This is a genomic window from Bacillus sp. FSL R7-0646, assembly GCF_037969865.1.
Lineage (GTDB): Bacteria > Bacillota > Bacilli > Bacillales > Bacillaceae > Bacillus > Bacillus licheniformis.
This window is the reverse complement of the sequence record NZ_CP150217.1, coordinates 2,507,023-2,526,100: the sequence shown is the minus strand read 5'-3', so window position 1 is coordinate 2,526,100 and position 19,078 is coordinate 2,507,023. Positions and strand designations below refer to the sequence as shown.

Sequence of the window (19,078 nt, the reverse complement as noted above, 5' to 3'; positions counted from 1 at the left end):
AGATTCGGATGACAACACTTCAACTGACAGAACTCCCCAAGAGGTGATGCGATGAAAACGAACGATTATGTTAAATATATGACGGAACAGCTCGTAAAATATATGGACACGCCTAAGCAGGAAAGAAAAGAAATGAAAGAAAAACGTAAAGAATTAAAGCCGCCGTCCAGGATATATCAATGGTTCGGCATTCTTCCCCTTGGCTGTATCATGTTTTTTAAAAAGCATAAATAAGCCGCTTTGCACTGCAATGCGGCTTATTTATATTCTTCCACAACGACGACTTTGTTAATTTTGTGTGTCGCAGGTTCAAATGAAATTGTGACAAACACTCCGAAATTTTTATTTCCTTCACTCAATGTGACATGGTATTGTTTGACCGCTTCATCGGCCCGCTTTCGATCCCATACTTTTTTCGTGAGGCGCACTTCTGCTTCCGGATATCTCTTTTTTGCTTCCTCAACCGCTTTTTCTTCCCACTTAGACATGCGGGCTGTTTCGTAAGCTGCCGCATGGGCATTGAGCGGCCCAATGCTAGAAAGCAGTAAAAAAGAACATAATATGACATTTTTCAGCACGGGTCATCATCCTTTCTATCCTATTTTTTCCTTGTCAACAGTGTTTATACAAAAATTAAGAAGAAATTGTGTACACTATAAAGAACTACAAACTTTTCAAAAAGATGAGAATTTGAGAGGTTTTTTGAGGAATTAAACGAAAATGTTCTTTAGAACGAACTTAATCGACTTTTTTGACAGTTTTCAAACGGCACACTTGTTCTTTATACTCTAACTATAAAGTTCTTTAAAACGAACGGAAACAAAAGCCATTACATACTCGCTAGGAGGGTAGTCATGTTCCGATTATCTCGAACTAGGAGATGCCGAAAAAGAGCCGGAAAAAACATTATCGTTTTTCAAACGCTGCTGATCATATACCTGTTAATTGGATTGGGGAGTCAGCTGTCACAGCATACAAACGCATCATTTCATGATGTGGAAACATACAGCATGACAATGAAAGCGGCCTCAACTTTTCCTCAAGATGAGAAGCAGTGGGACGGGAGCGATTTGAAGCTTCAAAAGCAGACGAAGACGAAAGGAACGGTCTGTGCACCGCTGACATTGTTTGCAGAATATAAAAACCGCGGCAGTCAAATCGCCGACTCTGAATGGAAGTGGGAGCTTCATAAACTCGGTCATTCCAAAAAGCCGCTAGAGGACGGGACTGTGATCGATAAAGGCGTGTTCAAAAAAGAAGCCGAAAGCAGCATCTACCGGATAGAGTCAAAGCGGGCAGCAAAAGGAGGGCTATACGCTTTTAAATTGATCAGACCTGAAGGCCATCCAGATGTTAAAAAGGGCAAACCTTTCATTTGGTCAAATGTAATGGAGCTTCAAGACTGCAAAGAAGAAACACCGAAGCCTCCTAAAAAAGCTTCAGCAAAACCAAAGCAAACTGAACAGACTCAAACAACGCAAAAGTCTGAGCAGGATATAGAGGAAACACCAAAGGACAGTGAATCCGTAGATAAAGAAAATAGAAAAGAAGATAATTCATTAGAAAGCGGGGAAGCGTCATGAAACATGTGATGAAATGGATCAGCAATTTCTTATATGTGATTATTTTCACAATCATCATCGCCGCGGTCATCGTCGTGATTTCGACAAAGTCGTCCGGCGGGGAGCCGCAGCTCTTCGGCTATCAATTGAAAACGGTTTTATCCGGATCGATGGAGCCGGAGTTTAAAACAGGTTCTGTGATTGCCGTTCAAAAAGTTGAAAATCCCGGGTCTTTGAAAAAGGGAGATATCATTACATTCATGCAAGACGAAAACACCATGGTTACCCACCGAATTATCGGTATAACAAAAAATAAATCAAATCTCATGTTCAAGACAAAGGGTGACAATAACCAAAACCCTGATTCCGATCCGGTACTGGCGGAAAATGTTGTCGCTAAGTATTCGGGCATTACGGTTCCGTATGCCGGGTATTTGCTGGACTTTGCAAGTAAACCGATCGGCACAGCCATTTTGCTGATCGTGCCGGGACTCTTGTTGATTCTTTATGCAGTAATTACTGTATCCGCGGCTTTAAGAGAGATTGACCAAAAAGCTAAAGCAATTGAAGCCGCTGGAAAAGATCAATCAGTTTCCATGTAATCTTCGTTGGTCACCTGAACATTCAGGTCTCCATAAATACAGATTTTCTTAATTATAAAAGGAGGAGTTATCAATGGGTACAAAGAAAAAACTAGGATTAGGCGTTGCGTCTGCTGCGCTTGGACTGGCATTAGTAGGAGGAGGAACTTGGGCTGCGTTTAACGACATCGAAACAACTCAAGCAACTTATGCAGCAGGTACGCTTGACTTAAATGCGAAAGATACATCTGCAAGAGTGAACTTGTCCAACTTAAAACCAGGCGACAAATTCACTAAAGATTTCGAGTTCAAAAATGACGGATCACTTGCGATTAAAGAAGTGCTGATGCAGGTTGGCTACAGCAATTTCGTTGACGGAAACGCGAAAAACGGCGGAAAAAGCACAGCGGAAGACTTCCTGAAACAATTTAAAGTCAGCGTTCTGACTGTCGGAGTTGAAGGCGGTAACGGCTATCCTAAAAACATCATTTTAGATGAAGCCAACCTTTATGATCTGTACAATATGTCCGCGAAAAAAGATAAGAACGCATATGAAAAAGTGAAGAAAGCCATTGAGCCAGAGTTCCTGCATGACAATGGCAAAATCAATGTAGCGACAATCAACGGAAAAACTGCGCCTGAATACGACGGCATTCCGAAAGACCCATATGACTTTGATAAAGTTCAATTGGTGATTGAGTTTGTAAATGACAAAACAACAGACGCCAGCGGCAGAATGGTACAGAACAAATATCAAGGTGATTCTGTACAGCTTGACTTCTCATTCGAAGCTACTCAATGGAACGGCTTGACAATCGACGGCAAAAAACATGCCGATGAAAAAGGTTATGTGAAAGAGAACGAAAGAGCGCACAGTGAAGATAAATAATGGTGCAATTTAAAAAACGGATCTTTATGATCCGTTTTTTTATGTTCATGAGGAATCGGCTTATTCAGCGTAAAAAATGCCAAAGGGAGTAAGATGTGTTTCCCTTACTCCTTTTCCTGTCTTCTCTTCCACTTTTGATAATCTAAAAATTCTCGAAATTGTTTTTTAGAAACCCCTGATGCCATAGCGTCACGAACTAGATTTTCCCATTCACTATCTAATTGACCATCGTATTCGGTTTCATCTTTCTCATCGAGCAGGGTATGAACCGAGACGTCCAGAACAGCGGAGACTTTTTCTAGAAATTGAATGGAGGGGTTTGTTTGCAAGTTTCTTTCTATTGAACTTAAATAAGACTTCGCTACCCCAGCCTTTTCAGCTAGTTCAGATAGTGAGTAGCCTTTTTCTTTTCGATATTGTTTAATACGCTGGCCAATCAATGTCATCACCTTCCTTTCGATATTATAGCACATTCAGAAAGGATTTATTGAATGACTTCTTTCAATTGATGTGGAAGGATTTGAAGACTTCTTTCCCAAATTGAGAAAAATACGTATTTCCTCTGGACTAATGCCTTGTTCAAGAGCGTGTTTAATCAAGTCTGTCCACTCCTCATCCAATTCTTCTTTCTCATTTTTATCTTTATTCATACATTTCCCCCCCAAAATACTTGATTATGTATTTCAGACAACCATGTTGTGATAAACAAAGATAAACCTCAAGGCTCAACACTTTTCCAAGCTTGTCCAAATGCTGTTACGAAAGTTTCTCTTTTCTCTTTAGTTCTATTATAATTCCAGCTCTCTGAATAAAAACAAGAACGATGTCGAATTGGAAAAATTATCCTGAATTTTTTTTACGCAGATAAAATAATCCCCCGTTTTGAACTTTAATATCGATTTTAGGCTCGTAAAGCGTTTGGAGGGCCTTTTTCTCAATTTCGTATTCCTCCGGTTTTTCTTCAGTATCCTCGTAAAATTGGTTTAAGAGTGCCAGGTCGTTATTCCAACGTTTCAGGGAAGCTTCAGCCCAATCAAGCGGTTCGCTTCTGGCCGCCTGTTCGATATAGCGCTCAAGCCGTTTTATGCCGCTTTCCGGCTTAATCAACGGCGACATCGTATAACAGTAGTCAGAGATCTGTGAGGAAAGCTCGCGTGCTTCCATTTGCTCTTGAAACGATTCGGTCAGCTGGCCGCTGATTAAGTGAAGGCCAAGGGACAGAAGCTTATCTTTTTTCATGTCGGACTGGTACGAGATCGTCACATTCATGCCGAGCCAAGGTTCCAGAGGGATATGAGCCCCTTCGGAACGGATTTTCTCATAAAGGCGAATAAATTTGCCGTTTTTTTGCACTGCCTGGAAAATTTGAAAAAGTCTTGGTGATCCAAAATGAATAAACTCCCCTTCGATATCGGAAGGGGCCTCGTCTTCATTCGTGATCAGCGTGATTTTCATCGGATTCGGCTCTCCTCCCGTCTTTTCAAGCCAGTGCCAGTAAAACGGCCTGTTCATGATTTGTTTATCGACCTCAACCGTCAGCTGCACGGTCATGTGGCCTGGACTTTTGTCGGTGATCGTGCAGCCGTTTGCGGTGAAAAAACGTTCTAAAAACAGGTAGATTTCTTCCTGACGCATTTGAATTTAGCCTCCTATCTGTGTATGGTTTGAAACGTCTTCATTTCCGTAAGAGATGAAAGAGGTTAAGTTTTCCATTTTGATTTTCATTTCCTCGTCTGTCGCAGAGTAAAAAAGAATATCGTGGAGGTGCTCTTCAAAATTGCCGACCTCGATTTTTGTTAAAATATCATCCAAGTCTCCGACGACTTTTTCGAACAAATGAATCTTTTCATAAAGAAGCTTTAAAATATGTTCTTCTACGGTATGCTTTGTTGCCATATTGTAAATGTAGACATCGCGTTCCTGGCCGAGCCGGTGAATCCTGCCGATTCTTTGTTCGAGGCGCATCGGGTTCCACGGAAGGTCATAGTTGATGATTTTATTGCAAAATTGAAGGTTGATTCCTTCGCCGCCTGCTTCAGTCGCGATCAGAACTTGCACTTTGCCCCTGAACAAATCTTTCATCCAGTCTTTCTTTCCTCTTTTAAATCCGCCTCTGAACGGTACGGAACTGATGCCGTTCTGCTGGAGGAACCATTGCAGATAAATCTGCGTCGCCCTGTATTCGGTAAAGATGATGACTTTGTCATCGAGTTCTTGAATGAGTTCAACGACTTTCAGCGCTTTTGAATTTTGTGCGACCTCGTTGACCTTTTCGATCAAATGGTGGATGACAGGTTCAGAGATTACCGGCGCTTCGCGGTCCTTTCGGTCAAGCATGTTTTTCAGCGTCATATAGACAGCCTCCCTGCTTGAACAGCATTCGCGCTCCAATGTCATGATTGAGAACATGCTTGATGAATGCTGATGATTTGTCTTCAGCTTTTTAATCTCGTCATACAAAGCCTGTTCTGTAGGCGAAAAGGAAATAGGCACGGTTTCGACATGACGCTTTGTCCAGGTGATGCCGGTATCATGCCGCCTGTTTCTGATCATGACTTTATTGATAAGGGACTTCAAGCGCTCGTGTGCTTCAGCTGAATTGATCTGTTTTGTATAATCTTTGTTGAAGTTGCTTTCATTTCCCAAGTGTCCGGGTTTTAGCAGGGAGACGAGATTAAATATTTCGTCGATCTTGTTTTGGATCGGCGTCGCCGTCAGCATCAGACAGTATTTTTTCTTTAAGCTGCGGACAAACTCGTAATTTTTTGTTTTATTGTTTTTCAGTTTGTGAGCTTCATCAATAATCACCACATCGTACTGGATCGACAAAACCGTCTCTCTGTGCGGCGACCGCTTTGCCGTGTCAAGGGAGGAGACGACAACATCGCATTGCTCCCATACATAGCTTTTTTTCTGTTCAACGGCCGGAATTAAAAACTTTTCCCGAAGTTCCTTTACCCATTGCGAGACGAGCGAGGCGGGGACAAGGATTAATATTTTCTTGGCCAGCCCGCGAATCATGTATTCTTTTAATATCAGCCCCGCCTCGACTGTTTTGCCGAGGCCCACTTCATCCGCCAAGATGGCTTTTCCGTTCATCTGTTCGACCACCTTCCGGGCGACTTCGAGCTGGTGGGGAAGCGGTGTGAAGCCGGGGAGGTGGTATGGGGCCTGCAAGCCTTCAAACGTCGGAATCGCAAGCCTTTTCTGCACTTCACAGGAAAGCTGGTAAAGCTCCCAATTCGCCCACGGGCCGTCTTCATCAAGATGCTTTTTGAACTGTTCCGGCCATTCGTTGTCGAAATGAATGTCTGGTCTCATCGTCATGCCGCCTTTCTCTTCTGAGATTCAAATGTTCTTTTTTAAAAGGAAATCTTGCGTGAAAAAAACGGATTTTACTAAGAAATAAACAAAACACGAACGTTCTTATTCTGAAATAATAAATTGTTAATGGTTTTTTCTGTTGCCCAATCGTTGTGATGATGGTAGGATATTTGTAGATCATCAGTAAAAAAATCGTAAGCTTTATATAGTATGTCCATGAAAAGAAATGAATATGAGCGAATGACGGCAAGGGGAGAGACCGGCAGAGGGAAACCTAAAAGCGGCGCCGAAGGAGCAAGCTGGGGAAACAGTGAATCTCTCAGGCAAAAGAACTCTTGCTTGACGCAACTCTGGAGAGAGTTTGTATCATATTATGTTTTGCAAACCACCAAAGGGGACATCTTTGCTTTTGATGCAAAGTAAACTTTCAGGTGCCAGGACAGAGAGCCTCCAAACTGACAAAGGGGCTTCTCTGTCCTTTTTTGTGCCGTATAAAGCGGCGCAGCCATCCTGTTGATGTTGAAATCTTTCTTGTTTTCTGATGATTGGCAAACTTGTTTTTAGTTTGAAAAGCGAAGGGGGAAGCAGAATGCTTAAACGTACGCCTTTATTTGACCTTTATAAGGAATATGGCGGGAAAACGATTGATTTTGGCGGCTGGGAACTGCCAGTCCAATTTTCTTCTATTAAAGAGGAGCACGAAGCCGTCAGGACGAAAGCGGGGCTTTTTGACGTCTCACACATGGGAGAGGTCGAAATCACAGGAACGGACAGCCTTCCGTTCTTGCAAAAGCTGTTGACAAACGATGTTTCGACGCTGAAAGAAGGCGGCGCCCAGTATACGGCTATGTGCTATGAAGACGGCGGAACGATCGACGATCTCCTCGTCTATAAAAAAGCGGCCAATGTCTATATGCTCGTCATTAACGCAGCCAATATCGACAAGGACGTCGATTGGATGAACAAGCATATAAAGGGTGACGTGTCGGTTCGAAACGTATCTGACGAGATTGCGCTCCTTGCCCTTCAAGGGCCGAAGGCCGAAGCAATTTTAAAACAGGTCGCAGATCATGACCTTGCAGAATTAAAGCCGTTTATGTTCCGGGATGATGCAGCGGTTGGCAGCGTGCAGGCGCTTGTGTCCAGAACGGGATACACGGGAGAGGACGGCTTTGAGATTTACTGCCGGAATGAAGATGCAGCCTGCATTTGGAAGCTGCTCCTTGAAACGGGCAAGGATTCGGGATTGGTGCCGTGCGGCCTCGGGGCTCGGGATACGCTGAGGTTTGAAGCGAAGCTGCCGCTTTACGGACAGGAGCTCTCAAAAGACATTACGCCGATCGAAGCCGGCATCGGATTTGCCGTCAAAACGAACAAAGCCTCGGATTTCATCGGAAAAGCCGTCCTGGCAAGCCAAAAGGAACATGGAGCGGACAGAAAGCTGGTTGGCCTTGAAATGATCGATAAAGGCATTCCAAGACACGGATACGCCGTCTATTATCAAGGCGAACAAGCAGGCGAGGTGACAACCGGCACACAGTCGCCGACTTTAAAGAAAAACGTCGGCCTCGCATTGCTGAAAAAAGAAGCCTGCGCCCTCGACACCGTAGTTGAAGTGGAGATCAGAAATAAACGTTTGAAAGCCAAAATCGTGAAAACCCCATTTTACAAACGGCAGCCGTAAGTTTGCCAAGACCTTGAAAGGAGACTGAAGATGAAGCACCGTTACCTGCCAGCTACAGATCAGGATAAAAAGGAGATGCTTGAGGCAATTGGAGTCGAGAGAATCGACGAGCTATTCTCCGATATACCCGAAAGCGTCAGATTTAAAGGGGAATACCAAATTAAAAAGGCAAAGTCCGAGACGGAGCTTACAAAAGAGCTGACGAAACTCGCGGCTAAAAATAAAGATACAGTGACGTACGCCTCTTTTTTGGGAGCGGGCGTATACGATCATTACCAGCCCGTCATCGTGGATCACGTGATTTCGCGGTCGGAATTTTACACGGCCTACACACCGTATCAGCCAGAAATTTCTCAAGGGGAGCTCCAGGCGATTTTCGAATTTCAAACGATGATTTGCGAGCTGACGGGCATGGATATCAGCAACTCGTCGATGTATGACGGAGGAACGGCGTTAGCCGAAGCGGCAATGCTTGCTTCAGGACATACAAAAAAGAAAAAAATCGTCGTTTCGGAAACCGTCCATCCCGAATCGCGCGAGGTTCTAAAAACGTATGCGAAAGGACAGTACATCGATGTGGTAGAAGTCCCTTCCAAAAACGGAACAGCGGATCTTGAGGCTCTTGATGAAGCCGTCTGCGAAGATACAGCAGCAGTGATCGTCCAATATCCCAACTTTTTCGGGCGAATTGAGCCGCTGAAAGACATTAAACCGATCGCCCATAAAGGGAAAAGCATGTTCATCGTTTCCGCCAATCCGCTGGCTCTCGGGCTTTTAACACCGCCCGGGGCGTTGGGCGCTGACATCGTTGTCGGAGATGCCCAGCCGTTCGGAATCCCTGCTGCTTTCGGCGGTCCGCACTGCGGATTCTTTGCCGTCACGAAAAAATTGATGAGAAAAGTGCCTGGCCGTCTAGTCGGTCAGACGGAAGATGAAAACGGGAAAAGGGGATTCGTTCTCACCCTGCAGGCCCGCGAGCAGCATATCAGACGGGATAAAGCAACATCAAATATATGCTCCAACCAGGCGCTCAACGCGCTTGCTGCGTCAGTCGCCATGACGGCGCTCGGAAAAAAAGGCGTCAAGGAAATCGCATGGCAGAACCTGCAAAAAGCGGCTTACGCAAAAGAAGCAGCTAAACGGGCCGGTCTTGAAGTCGCGTTTGAGGGGCCGATGTTCAACGAGTTTGTCATCAGACTCAATGAACCTGTCGAAAAAGCGAATGAACGCCTGCTTGAGAAAAATATTATCGGAGGCTACGATCTCGGCGCTTCATATCCGGATTTAAAACGGCACATGCTGATCGCCGTGACAGAGCTCAGAACAAAAGAGGAAATCGATACACTCATGAATGAATTGGGGGATTGCCATGAATAATCAGGATCAATCGCTTATTTTTGAAGTATCAAAAGAAGGGCGGGTCGGCTACAGCCTTCCTGAGCTTGACGTCCCTGAAACAGATGTGACAGACGTCATTGACGAAGCGTATATCAGAGACGAACCGGCAGATCTCCCCGAAGTGTCCGAGCTTGATATTATGCGCCATTATACGGCTTTATCTAGGCGCAACCACGGAGTGGATTCGGGATTTTATCCGCTCGGTTCGTGCACGATGAAGTACAATCCGAAGATTAACGAAAAAATCGCGAGAATCCCTGGATTTTCTGCGATCCATCCGCTCCAGGATGAAGCGACCGTGCAGGGTGCGCTGGAACTTTTGTACGACTTGAGCGAGCATTTGGAAGAGATCACAGGAATGGATGAGGTCACCCTTCAGCCGGCTGCCGGCGCGCACGGCGAGTGGACCGGGCTGATGATGATCCGCGCGTTCCATGAGGCAAACGGCGATCATAAAAGGACGAAGGTTATTGTTCCTGATTCGGCCCACGGTACAAATCCGGCGTCTGCGACTGTTGCCGGATTTGAAACGGTCACCGTCAAATCGAATGACGACGGCCTTGTTGATCTGGAAGATTTAAAGCGTGTCGTAGACGAAGAAACTGCCGCGTTAATGCTGACCAATCCAAATACGCTCGGCCTTTTTGAGGAAAATATTTTAGAAATGGCTGAAATCGTCCATAGTGCCGGAGGAAAGCTGTACTATGACGGAGCGAACCTCAACGCCGTACTCAGCAAAGCAAGGCCGGGTGACATGGGATTCGACGTCGTCCATTTGAATCTTCACAAAACCTTTACGGGACCGCACGGAGGCGGAGGACCTGGGTCAGGTCCTGTCGGCGTTAAGAAGGAATTGATACCGTATTTGCCGAAGCCGGTGCTTGTGAAAAAAGACGGACGCTATACTTTTGACCATGACCGTCCGCATTCGATCGGCAGGGTGAAACCTTACTACGGAAACTTCGGGATCAATGTGAGGGCATATACGTACATTCGTTCAATGGGGCCGGACGGGCTCAAAGAAGTGACGGAAAACGCCGTTTTAAATGCGAATTATATGATGAGAAAGCTTGCTCCTTACTACGATCTGCCGTTTGACCGACACTCCAAGCACGAATTTGTGCTGTCGGGAAGGCGCCAGAAAAAGCTGGGAGTCAGAACGCTTGACATTGCAAAGCGCCTTTTGGACTTCGGCTTCCATCCGCCGACCATCTATTTCCCGCTCAATGTCGAGGAATGCATCATGATTGAACCGACAGAAACAGAGTCGAAAGAAACGCTCGATGCGTTTATCGATACGATGATCCAGATCGCAAAAGAAGCGGAGGAAACGCCTGAAGTCGTTCAGGAAGCACCGCATACAACCGTTGTGAAACGCATGGATGAAACAAAAGCTGCGCGGAAGCCCGTGCTGCGCTATGAAAAATGATAAGAAAGCCGGCGGATCGATTTCGCCGGTTTTTTTTATGTGAAAAATAATATCTTTATGTAAGCGATTTACTGATTGAATGAGAAGGATGTCTCCCGTATTAAATAGTAAATTCATCAAATTTAAAAGTAAAAATAAAAATTACTTTGCAAAACGCGATAGTTTCAATGTTTTCTAGTGAGATAATGGTTTAATTCACCTTGAAAGAAGAGGATTATGGAGCATTTAGAAGGATTCGCAAGGGTGGAGAGTGACAACGATGAATATGAAGGTATGATACAAAATGATAGCGAATATGCCGTTTGTCTCATATGTTACATAAATGTTACGGTATATTAGATTGCTTCATACGGGAGGAGAAATATGAATTCAGACGAAAAGCGAATCAAGATAAAAGTAGAAAAAGTGTCCAAAGTGTTTGGAAAGAATACAAAGAAAGCAACGCAGCTGCTTGCCGATGGCAAAACCAAAAAAGAAATTCTGAAAGAAACCGGGGCGACCGTCGGGGTGAACCAAGCAGATTTTAGCGTGTATGAAGGTGAGATATTTGTCATCATGGGTCTATCAGGGAGCGGTAAATCAACCTTGGTGCGGCTTTTAAACCGTTTGATTGAACCGACTGCAGGACATGTGCACATAGATGGTGACATGATAACAAATATGTCCAAAGACCAGCTTCGGGAAATCCGCCGAAAAAAAATCAGCATGGTCTTTCAAAAATTCGCTCTGTTTCCGCACAAAACAATTCTTGAAAACACAGAGTACGGATTGGAACTGCAAAAAGTGGATAAAAGAAAACGCCGGCTAAAAGCTATGGAATCATTAAAGCTTGTCGGGCTTGAAGGGTATGAACAGCAATATCCGGATCAGCTGAGCGGCGGGATGCAGCAGCGCGTCGGGCTTGCCCGCGCATTGACGAACGATCCGGACATTCTGCTGATGGACGAAGCGTTCAGCGCGCTTGACCCCCTGATTCGCAAGGATATGCAGGATGAACTCCTCGATTTGCATGAATCAGTAGGAAAAACGATTATTTTCATCACCCATGATCTTGATGAAGCGCTGAGAATCGGCGATCGAATCGCATTGATGAAAGACGGAAACATCGTTCAAATCGGTACGCCGGAAGAGATCTTAATGAACCCGTCGAACGAATATGTTGAAAAATTCGTTGAAGATGTCGACTTATCTAAAGTGCTGACGGCCGGCCACATTATGAAACGGGCTGAAACCGTGCGCGTAGACAAAGGGCCGCGCGTTGCACTGACGCTGATGAAAAACCTGGGGATCTCCTCGATTTATGCTGTTGACAAACACAATAGGCTCCTCGGCTCCGTCGATGCTGAAACAGCGAAGAAAGCAGCCGAAAAAAGCCAGACGCTGGAGAGCGTCATCTCAAGAGAAATCACAACCGTAGAAGAGAATGTTGTCCTGACGGATATCTTTGAATTGGTCTCGGATGCCAGCATTCCGATTGCTGTCGTCGATGAAAAACAGCGGATGAAAGGGATCATCGTCAAAGGCGCATTAATCGGAGCGCTTGCCGGAAATGACCGGTATATTAATGCTCATGAACCAGCCCATGAAGCTGTTATTCAGGAGGTGAGATAATGTTTACTTTATCATCGCTTCCCCGCATTCCTTTAGCCGATTGGATCGATCAGTTTGTTGACTGGCTGACGGTGTCGTTCGGCGGTGTATTTAACGGAATTGCCAGCGGAGTGGAATCGTTTGTTGATGAGATTGTCCAAGGGCTGGGTTTTGTTCCGCCGGTTATGTTGACCGTTATTTTTGCCGCGCTCGTCTGGCTGATCAGCAAAAGAGGCATTGCGCTGTTTACTTTAATCGGATTTTTTATCATTGATTATTTAGGATATTGGGACGCCATGCTCCAGACATTGGCGCTTGTCGTCACATCCGTTCTGATTTCTGTCATTATCGGCATTCCGGTCGGAATCTGGGGCTCCCAAAAGAAAACGGTTCGGAGAGTCGTTACGCCCATCCTTGACTTAATGCAGACAATGCCGGCATTCGTTTATTTACTTCCGGCCATCTTCTTTTTCAATATCGGGGTTGTGCCGGGTGTTGTCGCTTCCGTTATCTTTGCGATGCCTCCGACAATCCGGATGACGATCTTAGGGATCCAGCAGGTGCCTGAAGATCTGATTGAAGCTACAGAAGCATTTGGTTCAACGACAAGCCAGCGGCTCTTTAAAGTTCAGCTGCCGCTCGCGACGAAAACCATTCTGGCCGGTATCAATCAAAGCATCATGCTTGCTTTGTCAATGGTCGTTATTGCATCAATGGTAGGCGCGCCCGGACTCGGAGAAGAAGTTTACCGGGCTGTGACCCAGCTGCAAACGGGTACCGGTGTAGAAACCGGACTTGCGATTGTTATTATTGCGATCGTACTTGACCGGGTTACACAAAATATAAAATTGAAAAAGAGCAGGGGGAATGCATAATGTGGAAAAAGATAGCGGGAATCGGCACTGCAGCGGTACTCACATTGGGTCTGGCTGCCTGCGGAAGCAGCAATAATAATGAAAATGCGTCAGTAGGAGATCAAGTCAATTATAAAATTACCGGCATTGATCCTGGAGCGGGCATTATGAATGCGACGGACCAGGCGCTCAAGGACTACGATCTCAGCAAGTGGACTGTAACGTCAGGATCAAGCTCAGCAATGACAGCCGCATTGAAAAAAGCTTATGACAAAAAAGATCCGATCATCATTACGGGCTGGACGCCGCATTGGATGTTTGCAAAATACGATCTGAAATATTTAAAAGATCCTAAAGGTTCCTACGGCGATGCCGAAGAAATCCATACTGTTACGCGCAAAGGATTCAAGGACGACCATCCGGGCGCAAACAAGCTGCTCAGCCAATTCAGCTGGACAGAGGATGATATGGGAGAAGTCATGCTTGCCGTTCAGGAAGGCAAAAAACCGGAAGAAGCTGCAGCAGACTTCGTGAAAAAACATCAAGATCTAGTTAAGAAATGGACAAAAGGCGTCGATAAAGCGGACGGTGAAAAAATTAAGCTCGGCTATGTGGCATGGGACAGCGAAATTGCGAGCACGAATGTCATCGCAAAAGTTCTTGAAGACTTAGGATACAACGTTACGCTCAGCCAAGTAGAAGCAGGCCCGATGTGGACTGGCATTGCAAATGGAAGCGTCGATGCTTCACTTGCTGCATGGCTGCCGCAAACGCATAAAACATATGCTGAAAAATACAAAGGCAAATACGAAGATATCGGTACTAGCATGACAGGCGTAAAAATTGGCCTTGTCGTTCCGACATATATGAAAGATGTCAATTCAATCGAAGACTTGAAAAAATAACGAACAAAGCCGGCGAACCCATCTCGCCGGCTTATTTTTGCCGGAAAGGGATAACCGCTCATCACCCGAATCCTCCCGGATGCAAAAAAAACATCCTAAAACGTTAAACCGCTTTAGGATGCTGGACTCAACTGAAGCCTTCCATAGCAGAGACAGCTTCGGTTATTAATTTTTCGTTTTAATTTTTCCGCCCCATTTTTTGAACCCGCCTTTCAGGTTGTAAATCTCCTTACAGCCGTGTTTGCGGAGCGTTTGGGCGGCCCTTCCGCTTCTGACGTTGTTTTGGCAGTACAGGTAAACCGGTTTGTCAGGCCGGATTTCGCTTTTTCTTTGCTTAAGCTGTGAAAGCGGAATGTTTCTCGCACCCAAAATGTGGCCGCCTTCATACTCATTCGGCTCGCGCACATCGATGAGCTGCGCTTTGCGATAGCCTGCCCGGAATTCTTCTTCTGTCAAGGTTTTCATAATGCGCTGCTGATAGATGTATGAAGCGACCGCGTAGATGATGAGCGCGGCGCAAATCAAGAGAACGACAATGCTGCTGGTAGACAATCTGATCCGACTCCTTTTTGAATTCGTCCCGCCTAAGTAAGTATGCGGGAGATTTTTAACGATATGTTAAGACAAGTACTATTATAGTAAAGCCTCAGAAATCTGTCATCTGATTCGCCGAATTTATTTTCAATTTTAAGAGGGAATGGTAGACTTATTTTATACCAAAGAAAAAGAGGGTAGGTTATGGAAAAAGAAACATGGCGTTTTATCGATTCGGGACGACGGGATCCCGCTTTTAATATGGCGCTCGACGAGGCGCTCCTTTTTTGGCACAGCGAAAATAAGATTCCGCCGACCATCCGCTTTTACGGCTGGAATCCGCCAACGCTTTCAGTCGGCTATTTCCAAAATATCGAAAAGGAAATCAATCTGGATGCCGTCAAAAAACACGGTTTGGGCTTTGTGAGAAGGCCGACCGGAGGAAGAGGCGTGCTTCATGACCAAGAGCTGACCTACAGCGTCATTGTGTCTGAAGAACACCCGGAAATGCCGAAGACGGTGACGGAAGCGTACCGCGTCATCTCTGAAGGTATTCTTGAAGGCTTCAGAGAGCTGGAGCTTGATGCGTATTTCGCCATACCGAGAACGGAAAAAGAGAAACAGAGTCTGAAAAACCCGAGATCTTCCGTCTGCTTTGACGCCCCGTCGTGGTACGAGCTCGTTGTCGAAGGCAGAAAGGTCGCAGGAAGCGCCCAGACAAGGCAGAAAGGAGTCATTCTTCAGCACGGTTCGATCCTTCTTGATCTGGATGAGGACAAGCTCTTTGATTTGTTTATTTACAAAAATGACCGCCTCAGAGAGCGCATGCAGAGAAACTTCAAACAAAAAGCGGTCGCCATCAATGAGCTGACGAAAGAAAAAGTCACGATTGAAGAAGCGAGCGAAGCTTTTAAAAAAGGGTTTGAAAAAGGGCTTAACATTCATTTGGAGCCTTATGAACTGACGGAAGAGGAAACGGAATTTGTCGAAGATCTCGCCAGGACGAAGTATGCGACAGATGAATGGAATTATAGAAGGTAATCGGGTGAAAACGTTATCCTGTTGCTTGTTTTTTGCATGCACATAGTGTAAACTTGTTATGATTTGAATAGGTGTAATTTGGAGGGATTCGATGACAACACCGAGTATGGAAGATTACATAGAACAAATTTATATGCTGATTGAAGAAAAAGGATATGCAAGAGTCTCAGATATAGCCGAAGCTCTGGCCGTCCATCCCTCCTCGGTTACAAAAATGGTTCAAAAACTCGATAAAGACGAATATTTGATTTATGAAAAGTATCGCGGCCTCGTGCTGACGCCTAAAGGAAAGAAAATAGGCAAGCGTTTAGTATACAGACATGAATTATTGGAGCAGTTTTTACGAATCATTGGTGTTGACGAAGAGAAAATTTATGATGATGTTGAAGGAATCGAACATCATTTAAGCTGGAACAGCATTGACCGTATCGGAGATCTTGTGCAGTATTTTGAAGACGACAGCAAAAGAATCGACGATTTGAGAAGCGTCCAAAAAAGAAACGAACAGGAAAATCAATAAAAGCCGCCGGGTAACGGCGGTTTCAGATTGTTGACAAATCCCAAAACGACTTTTTGTTTTGGGATTTTGTCATCCCTTTCAGCGTTATTGAAAACCCTTGCAGTCTAGGAAGGCCGAGCATCGGAGCGGAGCGAATGTTGGAATTCGTGAGCACCGACGCGCAGGCCTGACAACGAATGCGAGGGTTTGTCGACACGCTGAAGCCGCTGGGTAACGGCGGTTTTTTTCTTTTCGTATCATTTTTTCCGGATGCCGCTCGTTGTCTCATGGTCTTTTTTTTCTGTCCGTTTCTTAAAATGATGTAGAGCCATCTTTTAAGGGGGGGAGATCGCGATGTACATCGACGGGGTTTTTTCAGGCGGCGGCATGAAAGGGGTTGCGCTTGTGGGAGCATACGAAGCGCTTGAAAAACGGGGCTTCCGATTTAAAAGGCTGGCCGGAACGAGCGCCGGTTCGATCATTGCCTCATTTATCGCGGCCGGCTATACAAGCGCGGAGATCCGCCAAATGATGGAGGAATTAAATGAAAGCGAGCTCCTTGACCCGAGGTTTTCACTCTTGCCTTTGAAATTGCTGCAATGGGCATCGATTTATTGGCGGCTCGGTTTATATAAAGGAGATAAATTGGAAAACTGGATTTCCGAAAAGTTGAAAGCGAAGGGCATTTCAGTGTTCGGGGATCTTGAACAGGGAAAGCTGAAGTTGATCGCTTCCGACTTATCGAACGGCAAGATGCTTGTGCTGCCTGACGATTTAAACAGGTACGGTTTGAATCCAGGGCGATTTTCCGTCGCCAGGGCGGTCCGGATGAGCTGCAGCATCCCTTATTTTTTTGAGCCGGTGAAGCTCAAGTCACCTCTCGGAATCAGCGTCGTCGTAGACGGCGGAGTTCTGAGCAATTTTCCGATGTGGCTGTTTACAACAGAAAAAAAACGGCCGGTATTGGGCATCACGCTGATGCCCAATGAAAAAGAGAGGCCGAAGAAAACGATTAAAAATGCGTTCGAGCTGTTCGGGGCGCTGTTTGAGACGATGAAAGAGGCGCATGACGCCAGGCACATTGCCACGAAACATGAGCGGAACATCATTTTTTTGCCTGTTGAGGAAGTTTTGTCGACTGAATTCGCGATGTCGGCAGAAAAAAAACTAGCTCTAATCGAGCTAGGAAAAAAACGAACAGAATTATTTTTGAAACAGTGGACGTTTTAAAAGAAAGCCCTGTTTTTCTTTTTGCTTTTTTTGCCTTCAATCACTGTCAGCTGGGTCTGGCTTTTTTTCTTCACCAATACCGGCTTCGATTTATTGATAGACGGTACGCTTCTCAGGTGATTGACCCTGCCTTTTACAGAGCGTTTTTTATGATCCTGAAAACGCTTGTTGGATTGTTTGGCTGCTTTCTTAAAAGCGGCTCCCTCACTGCCCATATTGCGATTGGAAATGCGCCTGATCACGAAATAAATGATGGCGCCGACCGCGGCAAAAACAAGCAAGTATTGGAGCAGGCGGCCCGGACTTGTGACGGCGAAATAAACAAACCCAAAAATTCCAAACGCAATAATTAAAGCTGAGACAGGATGTACGCGTTGCTTCATAACTGTCCACCTCCCAAAAAATTAACCAATTCGTTACATTACATTACGATATTAGAAGGTTCCTTCTGTTCGTCCTCTGCTTTGGTTTCCATATGAAGAAGCTCATTGAAGCTTGCGATTGCCACTTCCACCTGATCGTCAGACGGCTCTTTCGTTGTTAAAAGCTGCAGCCATAAGCCCGGGTAGCCGAGCGCCTTCAATACAGGGATGTCTCTCAGTTTGTTTGTCAGCTGCAGGACTTCAAATGAAATGCCGAGAACGACGGGTATCAGTGCGAGTCTATTCAAAATACGAACCCAGAGAGGGTCAGTAGGAACAAGCAAGTAAACAAACATGCCCACGATGACGGTGAATAGAATAAAGCTGCTTCCGCAACGGTAGTGCAGTCTTGACTGCCGCTGAACGTTTTCAACCGTGACCGGCAGATTTTGCTCGTAACAGTTTATGACCTTGTGTTCTGCTCCGTGATATTGAAAAACTCTTTTAATAAAAGGAGTGCATGATATAGCGTAAATATAGCTTAGGAGAAGGAGCAGCTTAAAGAAGCTTTCGATCATAATCTGCGCGACGTCCGACTGAAAGACCGGACGGGTGAGCTCCGCTAAAAAAACGGGCACGAGCGTAAAAATAAACTTGCCGAACAAAAAAGACAGGACGCCGACTGCGGCGAGACCAAAAATCATTGTCAGATTGGACGGCTTCTCTTCTTTCAATTGATCGTCTAAAGAAGGGTCGAGGTCATAGCGTTCGCTCGAAAAATTCAAGTGCTTGGTGCCGTTAGCGCTCGCTTCAACAATCGCGATAATCCCTCTGAGAAAAGGAATTTTCTTTAATTTTTCAAGCGTCGGATTGGTTTTCCGAGGCAGCTTGAAAAATTCAATGCTTCCGTCTTTTCTGCGGATCGCGGTTACATAATGGCGCCTGCCGCCGAACATGACGCCTTCGACGACAGCCTGCCCTCCGTATGCGGGCTGTTTTGTTTGATTTGACATTTGCATCAACCTATCTGTATCAATCTATGAGTACATTAACCATTTCCTTACACCTATTGTACAGGAAAAACGCTGAAACCTCTAGATTGACGGGCTCAAAAATTTAAGAAATTCGAACCTCTTACAAAGCCAAATCTAATTAAAGTATTCCCTTTTTCATGCTTTTTACACTCGGATTTTAAA

Annotated in this window: 21 protein-coding genes and 1 riboswitch; of the genes, 13 read left to right on the top strand and 8 right to left on the bottom strand. The window is 45.3% G+C overall.

Annotated features, from left to right (window positions below):
- Window positions 1–51: 51 nt before the first annotated feature.
- Window positions 52–234, top strand: coding sequence for a YqzE family protein (locus tag MKY62_RS13075; protein ID WP_003183456.1), 183 nt, complete (start codon window positions 52–54; stop codon window positions 232–234).
- Window positions 235–257: 23 nt separating this feature from the next.
- Here MKY62_RS13075 and MKY62_RS13070 read toward each other — a convergent pair whose 3' ends face one another.
- Window positions 258–545, bottom strand: coding sequence for a YqzG/YhdC family protein (locus MKY62_RS13070; RefSeq protein WP_223307118.1), 288 nt, complete (start codon window positions 543–545; stop codon window positions 258–260).
- A 309-nt stretch (window positions 546–854) separates the two neighbouring features.
- On the opposite strand from MKY62_RS13070, the gene tapA reads away from it, so the two are divergent.
- The 3 genes from tapA (at window position 855) to MKY62_RS13055 (ending at window position 3,032) form a co-directional block, all read left to right on the top strand.
- The gene (tapA, locus tag MKY62_RS13065; RefSeq protein WP_003183451.1) at window positions 855–1,583 is read left to right on the top strand and encodes an amyloid fiber anchoring/assembly protein TapA; all 729 of its coding nucleotides are present in this window, start codon (window positions 855–857) and stop codon (window positions 1,581–1,583) included.
- Window positions 1,580–2,164 (top strand): signal peptidase I, encoded by a 585-nt coding sequence (locus MKY62_RS13060; protein WP_003183449.1) that lies wholly within the window; start codon window positions 1,580–1,582, stop codon window positions 2,162–2,164. The genes tapA and MKY62_RS13060 overlap by 4 nt, the downstream gene beginning before the upstream one ends.
- A gap of 73 nt (window positions 2,165–2,237) precedes the next feature.
- Window positions 2,238–3,032: a TasA family protein gene (locus MKY62_RS13055; RefSeq protein WP_003183447.1), complete on the top strand. Its 795-nt coding sequence runs from the start codon at window positions 2,238–2,240 to the stop codon at window positions 3,030–3,032.
- A gap of 104 nt (window positions 3,033–3,136) precedes the next feature.
- Here MKY62_RS13055 and MKY62_RS13050 read toward each other — a convergent pair whose 3' ends face one another.
- From MKY62_RS13050 to MKY62_RS13035, 4 genes are all read right to left on the bottom strand, one after another.
- Window positions 3,137–3,472 carry a helix-turn-helix domain-containing protein gene (locus MKY62_RS13050; RefSeq protein ID WP_025804940.1) on the bottom strand — a complete coding sequence of 112 codons (336 nt, stop codon included), beginning with the start codon at window positions 3,470–3,472 and terminating at the stop codon, window positions 3,137–3,139.
- Window positions 3,473–3,505: 33 nt separating this feature from the next.
- Entirely contained in the window at window positions 3,506–3,682 is a 177-nt protein-coding gene (locus tag MKY62_RS13045; RefSeq protein ID WP_003183444.1) for an anti-repressor SinI family protein, read from the bottom strand.
- A 190-nt stretch (window positions 3,683–3,872) separates the two neighbouring features.
- Window positions 3,873–4,667 (bottom strand): YqhG family protein, encoded by a 795-nt coding sequence (locus MKY62_RS13040; protein ID WP_003183441.1) that lies wholly within the window; start codon window positions 4,665–4,667, stop codon window positions 3,873–3,875.
- Between the two features lie 6 nt (window positions 4,668–4,673).
- Window positions 4,674–6,353: an SNF2-related protein gene (locus tag MKY62_RS13035; protein ID WP_003183439.1), complete on the bottom strand. Its 1,680-nt coding sequence runs from the start codon at window positions 6,351–6,353 to the stop codon at window positions 4,674–4,676.
- Window positions 6,354–6,596: 243 nt separating this feature from the next.
- A riboswitch (glycine riboswitch) is annotated at window positions 6,597–6,701 on the top strand.
- A 244-nt stretch (window positions 6,702–6,945) separates the two neighbouring features.
- On the opposite strand from MKY62_RS13035, the gene gcvT reads away from it, so the two are divergent.
- The 6 genes from gcvT (at window position 6,946) to MKY62_RS13005 (ending at window position 14,216) form a co-directional block, all read left to right on the top strand.
- On the top strand, window positions 6,946–8,040 hold the full coding sequence (gene gcvT / locus MKY62_RS13030) for a glycine cleavage system aminomethyltransferase GcvT (protein WP_003183436.1): 1,095 nt from the start codon (window positions 6,946–6,948) through the stop codon (window positions 8,038–8,040).
- Between the two features lie 30 nt (window positions 8,041–8,070).
- Window positions 8,071–9,417, top strand: coding sequence for an aminomethyl-transferring glycine dehydrogenase subunit GcvPA (gene gcvPA / locus MKY62_RS13025; RefSeq protein ID WP_003183435.1), 1,347 nt, complete (start codon window positions 8,071–8,073; stop codon window positions 9,415–9,417).
- Window positions 9,410–10,867, top strand: a complete 1,458-nt coding sequence (gene gcvPB / locus MKY62_RS13020; RefSeq protein WP_003183434.1) for an aminomethyl-transferring glycine dehydrogenase subunit GcvPB — start codon at window positions 9,410–9,412, stop codon at window positions 10,865–10,867. Before gcvPA ends, gcvPB begins: the two co-directional genes overlap by 8 nt.
- A 363-nt stretch (window positions 10,868–11,230) precedes the next feature.
- Window positions 11,231–12,478, top strand: coding sequence for a glycine/proline betaine ABC transporter ATP-binding protein OpuAA (gene opuAA / locus MKY62_RS13015; protein WP_003183433.1), 1,248 nt, complete (start codon window positions 11,231–11,233; stop codon window positions 12,476–12,478).
- Window positions 12,478–13,332: a proline/glycine betaine ABC transporter permease gene (locus MKY62_RS13010; RefSeq protein WP_003183431.1), complete on the top strand. Its 855-nt coding sequence runs from the start codon at window positions 12,478–12,480 to the stop codon at window positions 13,330–13,332. The genes opuAA and MKY62_RS13010 overlap by 1 nt, the downstream gene beginning before the upstream one ends.
- Window positions 13,332–14,216, top strand: coding sequence for a glycine betaine ABC transporter substrate-binding protein (locus MKY62_RS13005; RefSeq protein ID WP_003183430.1), 885 nt, complete (start codon window positions 13,332–13,334; stop codon window positions 14,214–14,216). The genes MKY62_RS13010 and MKY62_RS13005 overlap by 1 nt, the downstream gene beginning before the upstream one ends.
- A gap of 165 nt (window positions 14,217–14,381) precedes the next feature.
- On the opposite strand, the gene MKY62_RS13000 is transcribed toward MKY62_RS13005, so the two are convergent.
- Entirely contained in the window at window positions 14,382–14,768 is a 387-nt protein-coding gene (locus tag MKY62_RS13000) for a rhodanese-like domain-containing protein (protein ID WP_003183429.1), read from the bottom strand.
- Window positions 14,769–14,954: 186 nt separating this feature from the next.
- On the opposite strand from MKY62_RS13000, the gene MKY62_RS12995 reads away from it, so the two are divergent.
- The 3 genes from MKY62_RS12995 to MKY62_RS12985 all read left to right on the top strand — a co-directional run bounded on the left by MKY62_RS12995 (window position 14,955) and on the right by MKY62_RS12985 (window position 17,520).
- Window positions 14,955–15,791 carry a biotin/lipoate A/B protein ligase family protein gene (locus tag MKY62_RS12995; protein WP_003183428.1) on the top strand — a complete coding sequence of 279 codons (837 nt, stop codon included), beginning with the start codon at window positions 14,955–14,957 and terminating at the stop codon, window positions 15,789–15,791.
- A 91-nt stretch (window positions 15,792–15,882) separates the two neighbouring features.
- Window positions 15,883–16,311 carry a transcriptional regulator MntR gene (mntR, locus tag MKY62_RS12990; protein WP_003183427.1) on the top strand — a complete coding sequence of 143 codons (429 nt, stop codon included), beginning with the start codon at window positions 15,883–15,885 and terminating at the stop codon, window positions 16,309–16,311.
- Between the two features lie 333 nt (window positions 16,312–16,644).
- Window positions 16,645–17,520: a patatin-like phospholipase family protein gene (locus MKY62_RS12985; protein WP_003183423.1), complete on the top strand. Its 876-nt coding sequence runs from the start codon at window positions 16,645–16,647 to the stop codon at window positions 17,518–17,520.
- Here the strand turns inward: MKY62_RS12985 and MKY62_RS12980 are convergent.
- Window positions 17,517–17,903 (bottom strand): SA1362 family protein, encoded by a 387-nt coding sequence (locus MKY62_RS12980; protein WP_003183421.1) that lies wholly within the window; start codon window positions 17,901–17,903, stop codon window positions 17,517–17,519. The genes MKY62_RS12985 and MKY62_RS12980 overlap by 4 nt on opposite strands.
- 38 nt (window positions 17,904–17,941) lie before the next feature.
- Window positions 17,942–18,895: a DUF1385 domain-containing protein gene (locus MKY62_RS12975; protein ID WP_003183418.1), complete on the bottom strand. Its 954-nt coding sequence runs from the start codon at window positions 18,893–18,895 to the stop codon at window positions 17,942–17,944.
- Between the last annotated feature and the right edge of the window lie 183 nt (window positions 18,896–19,078).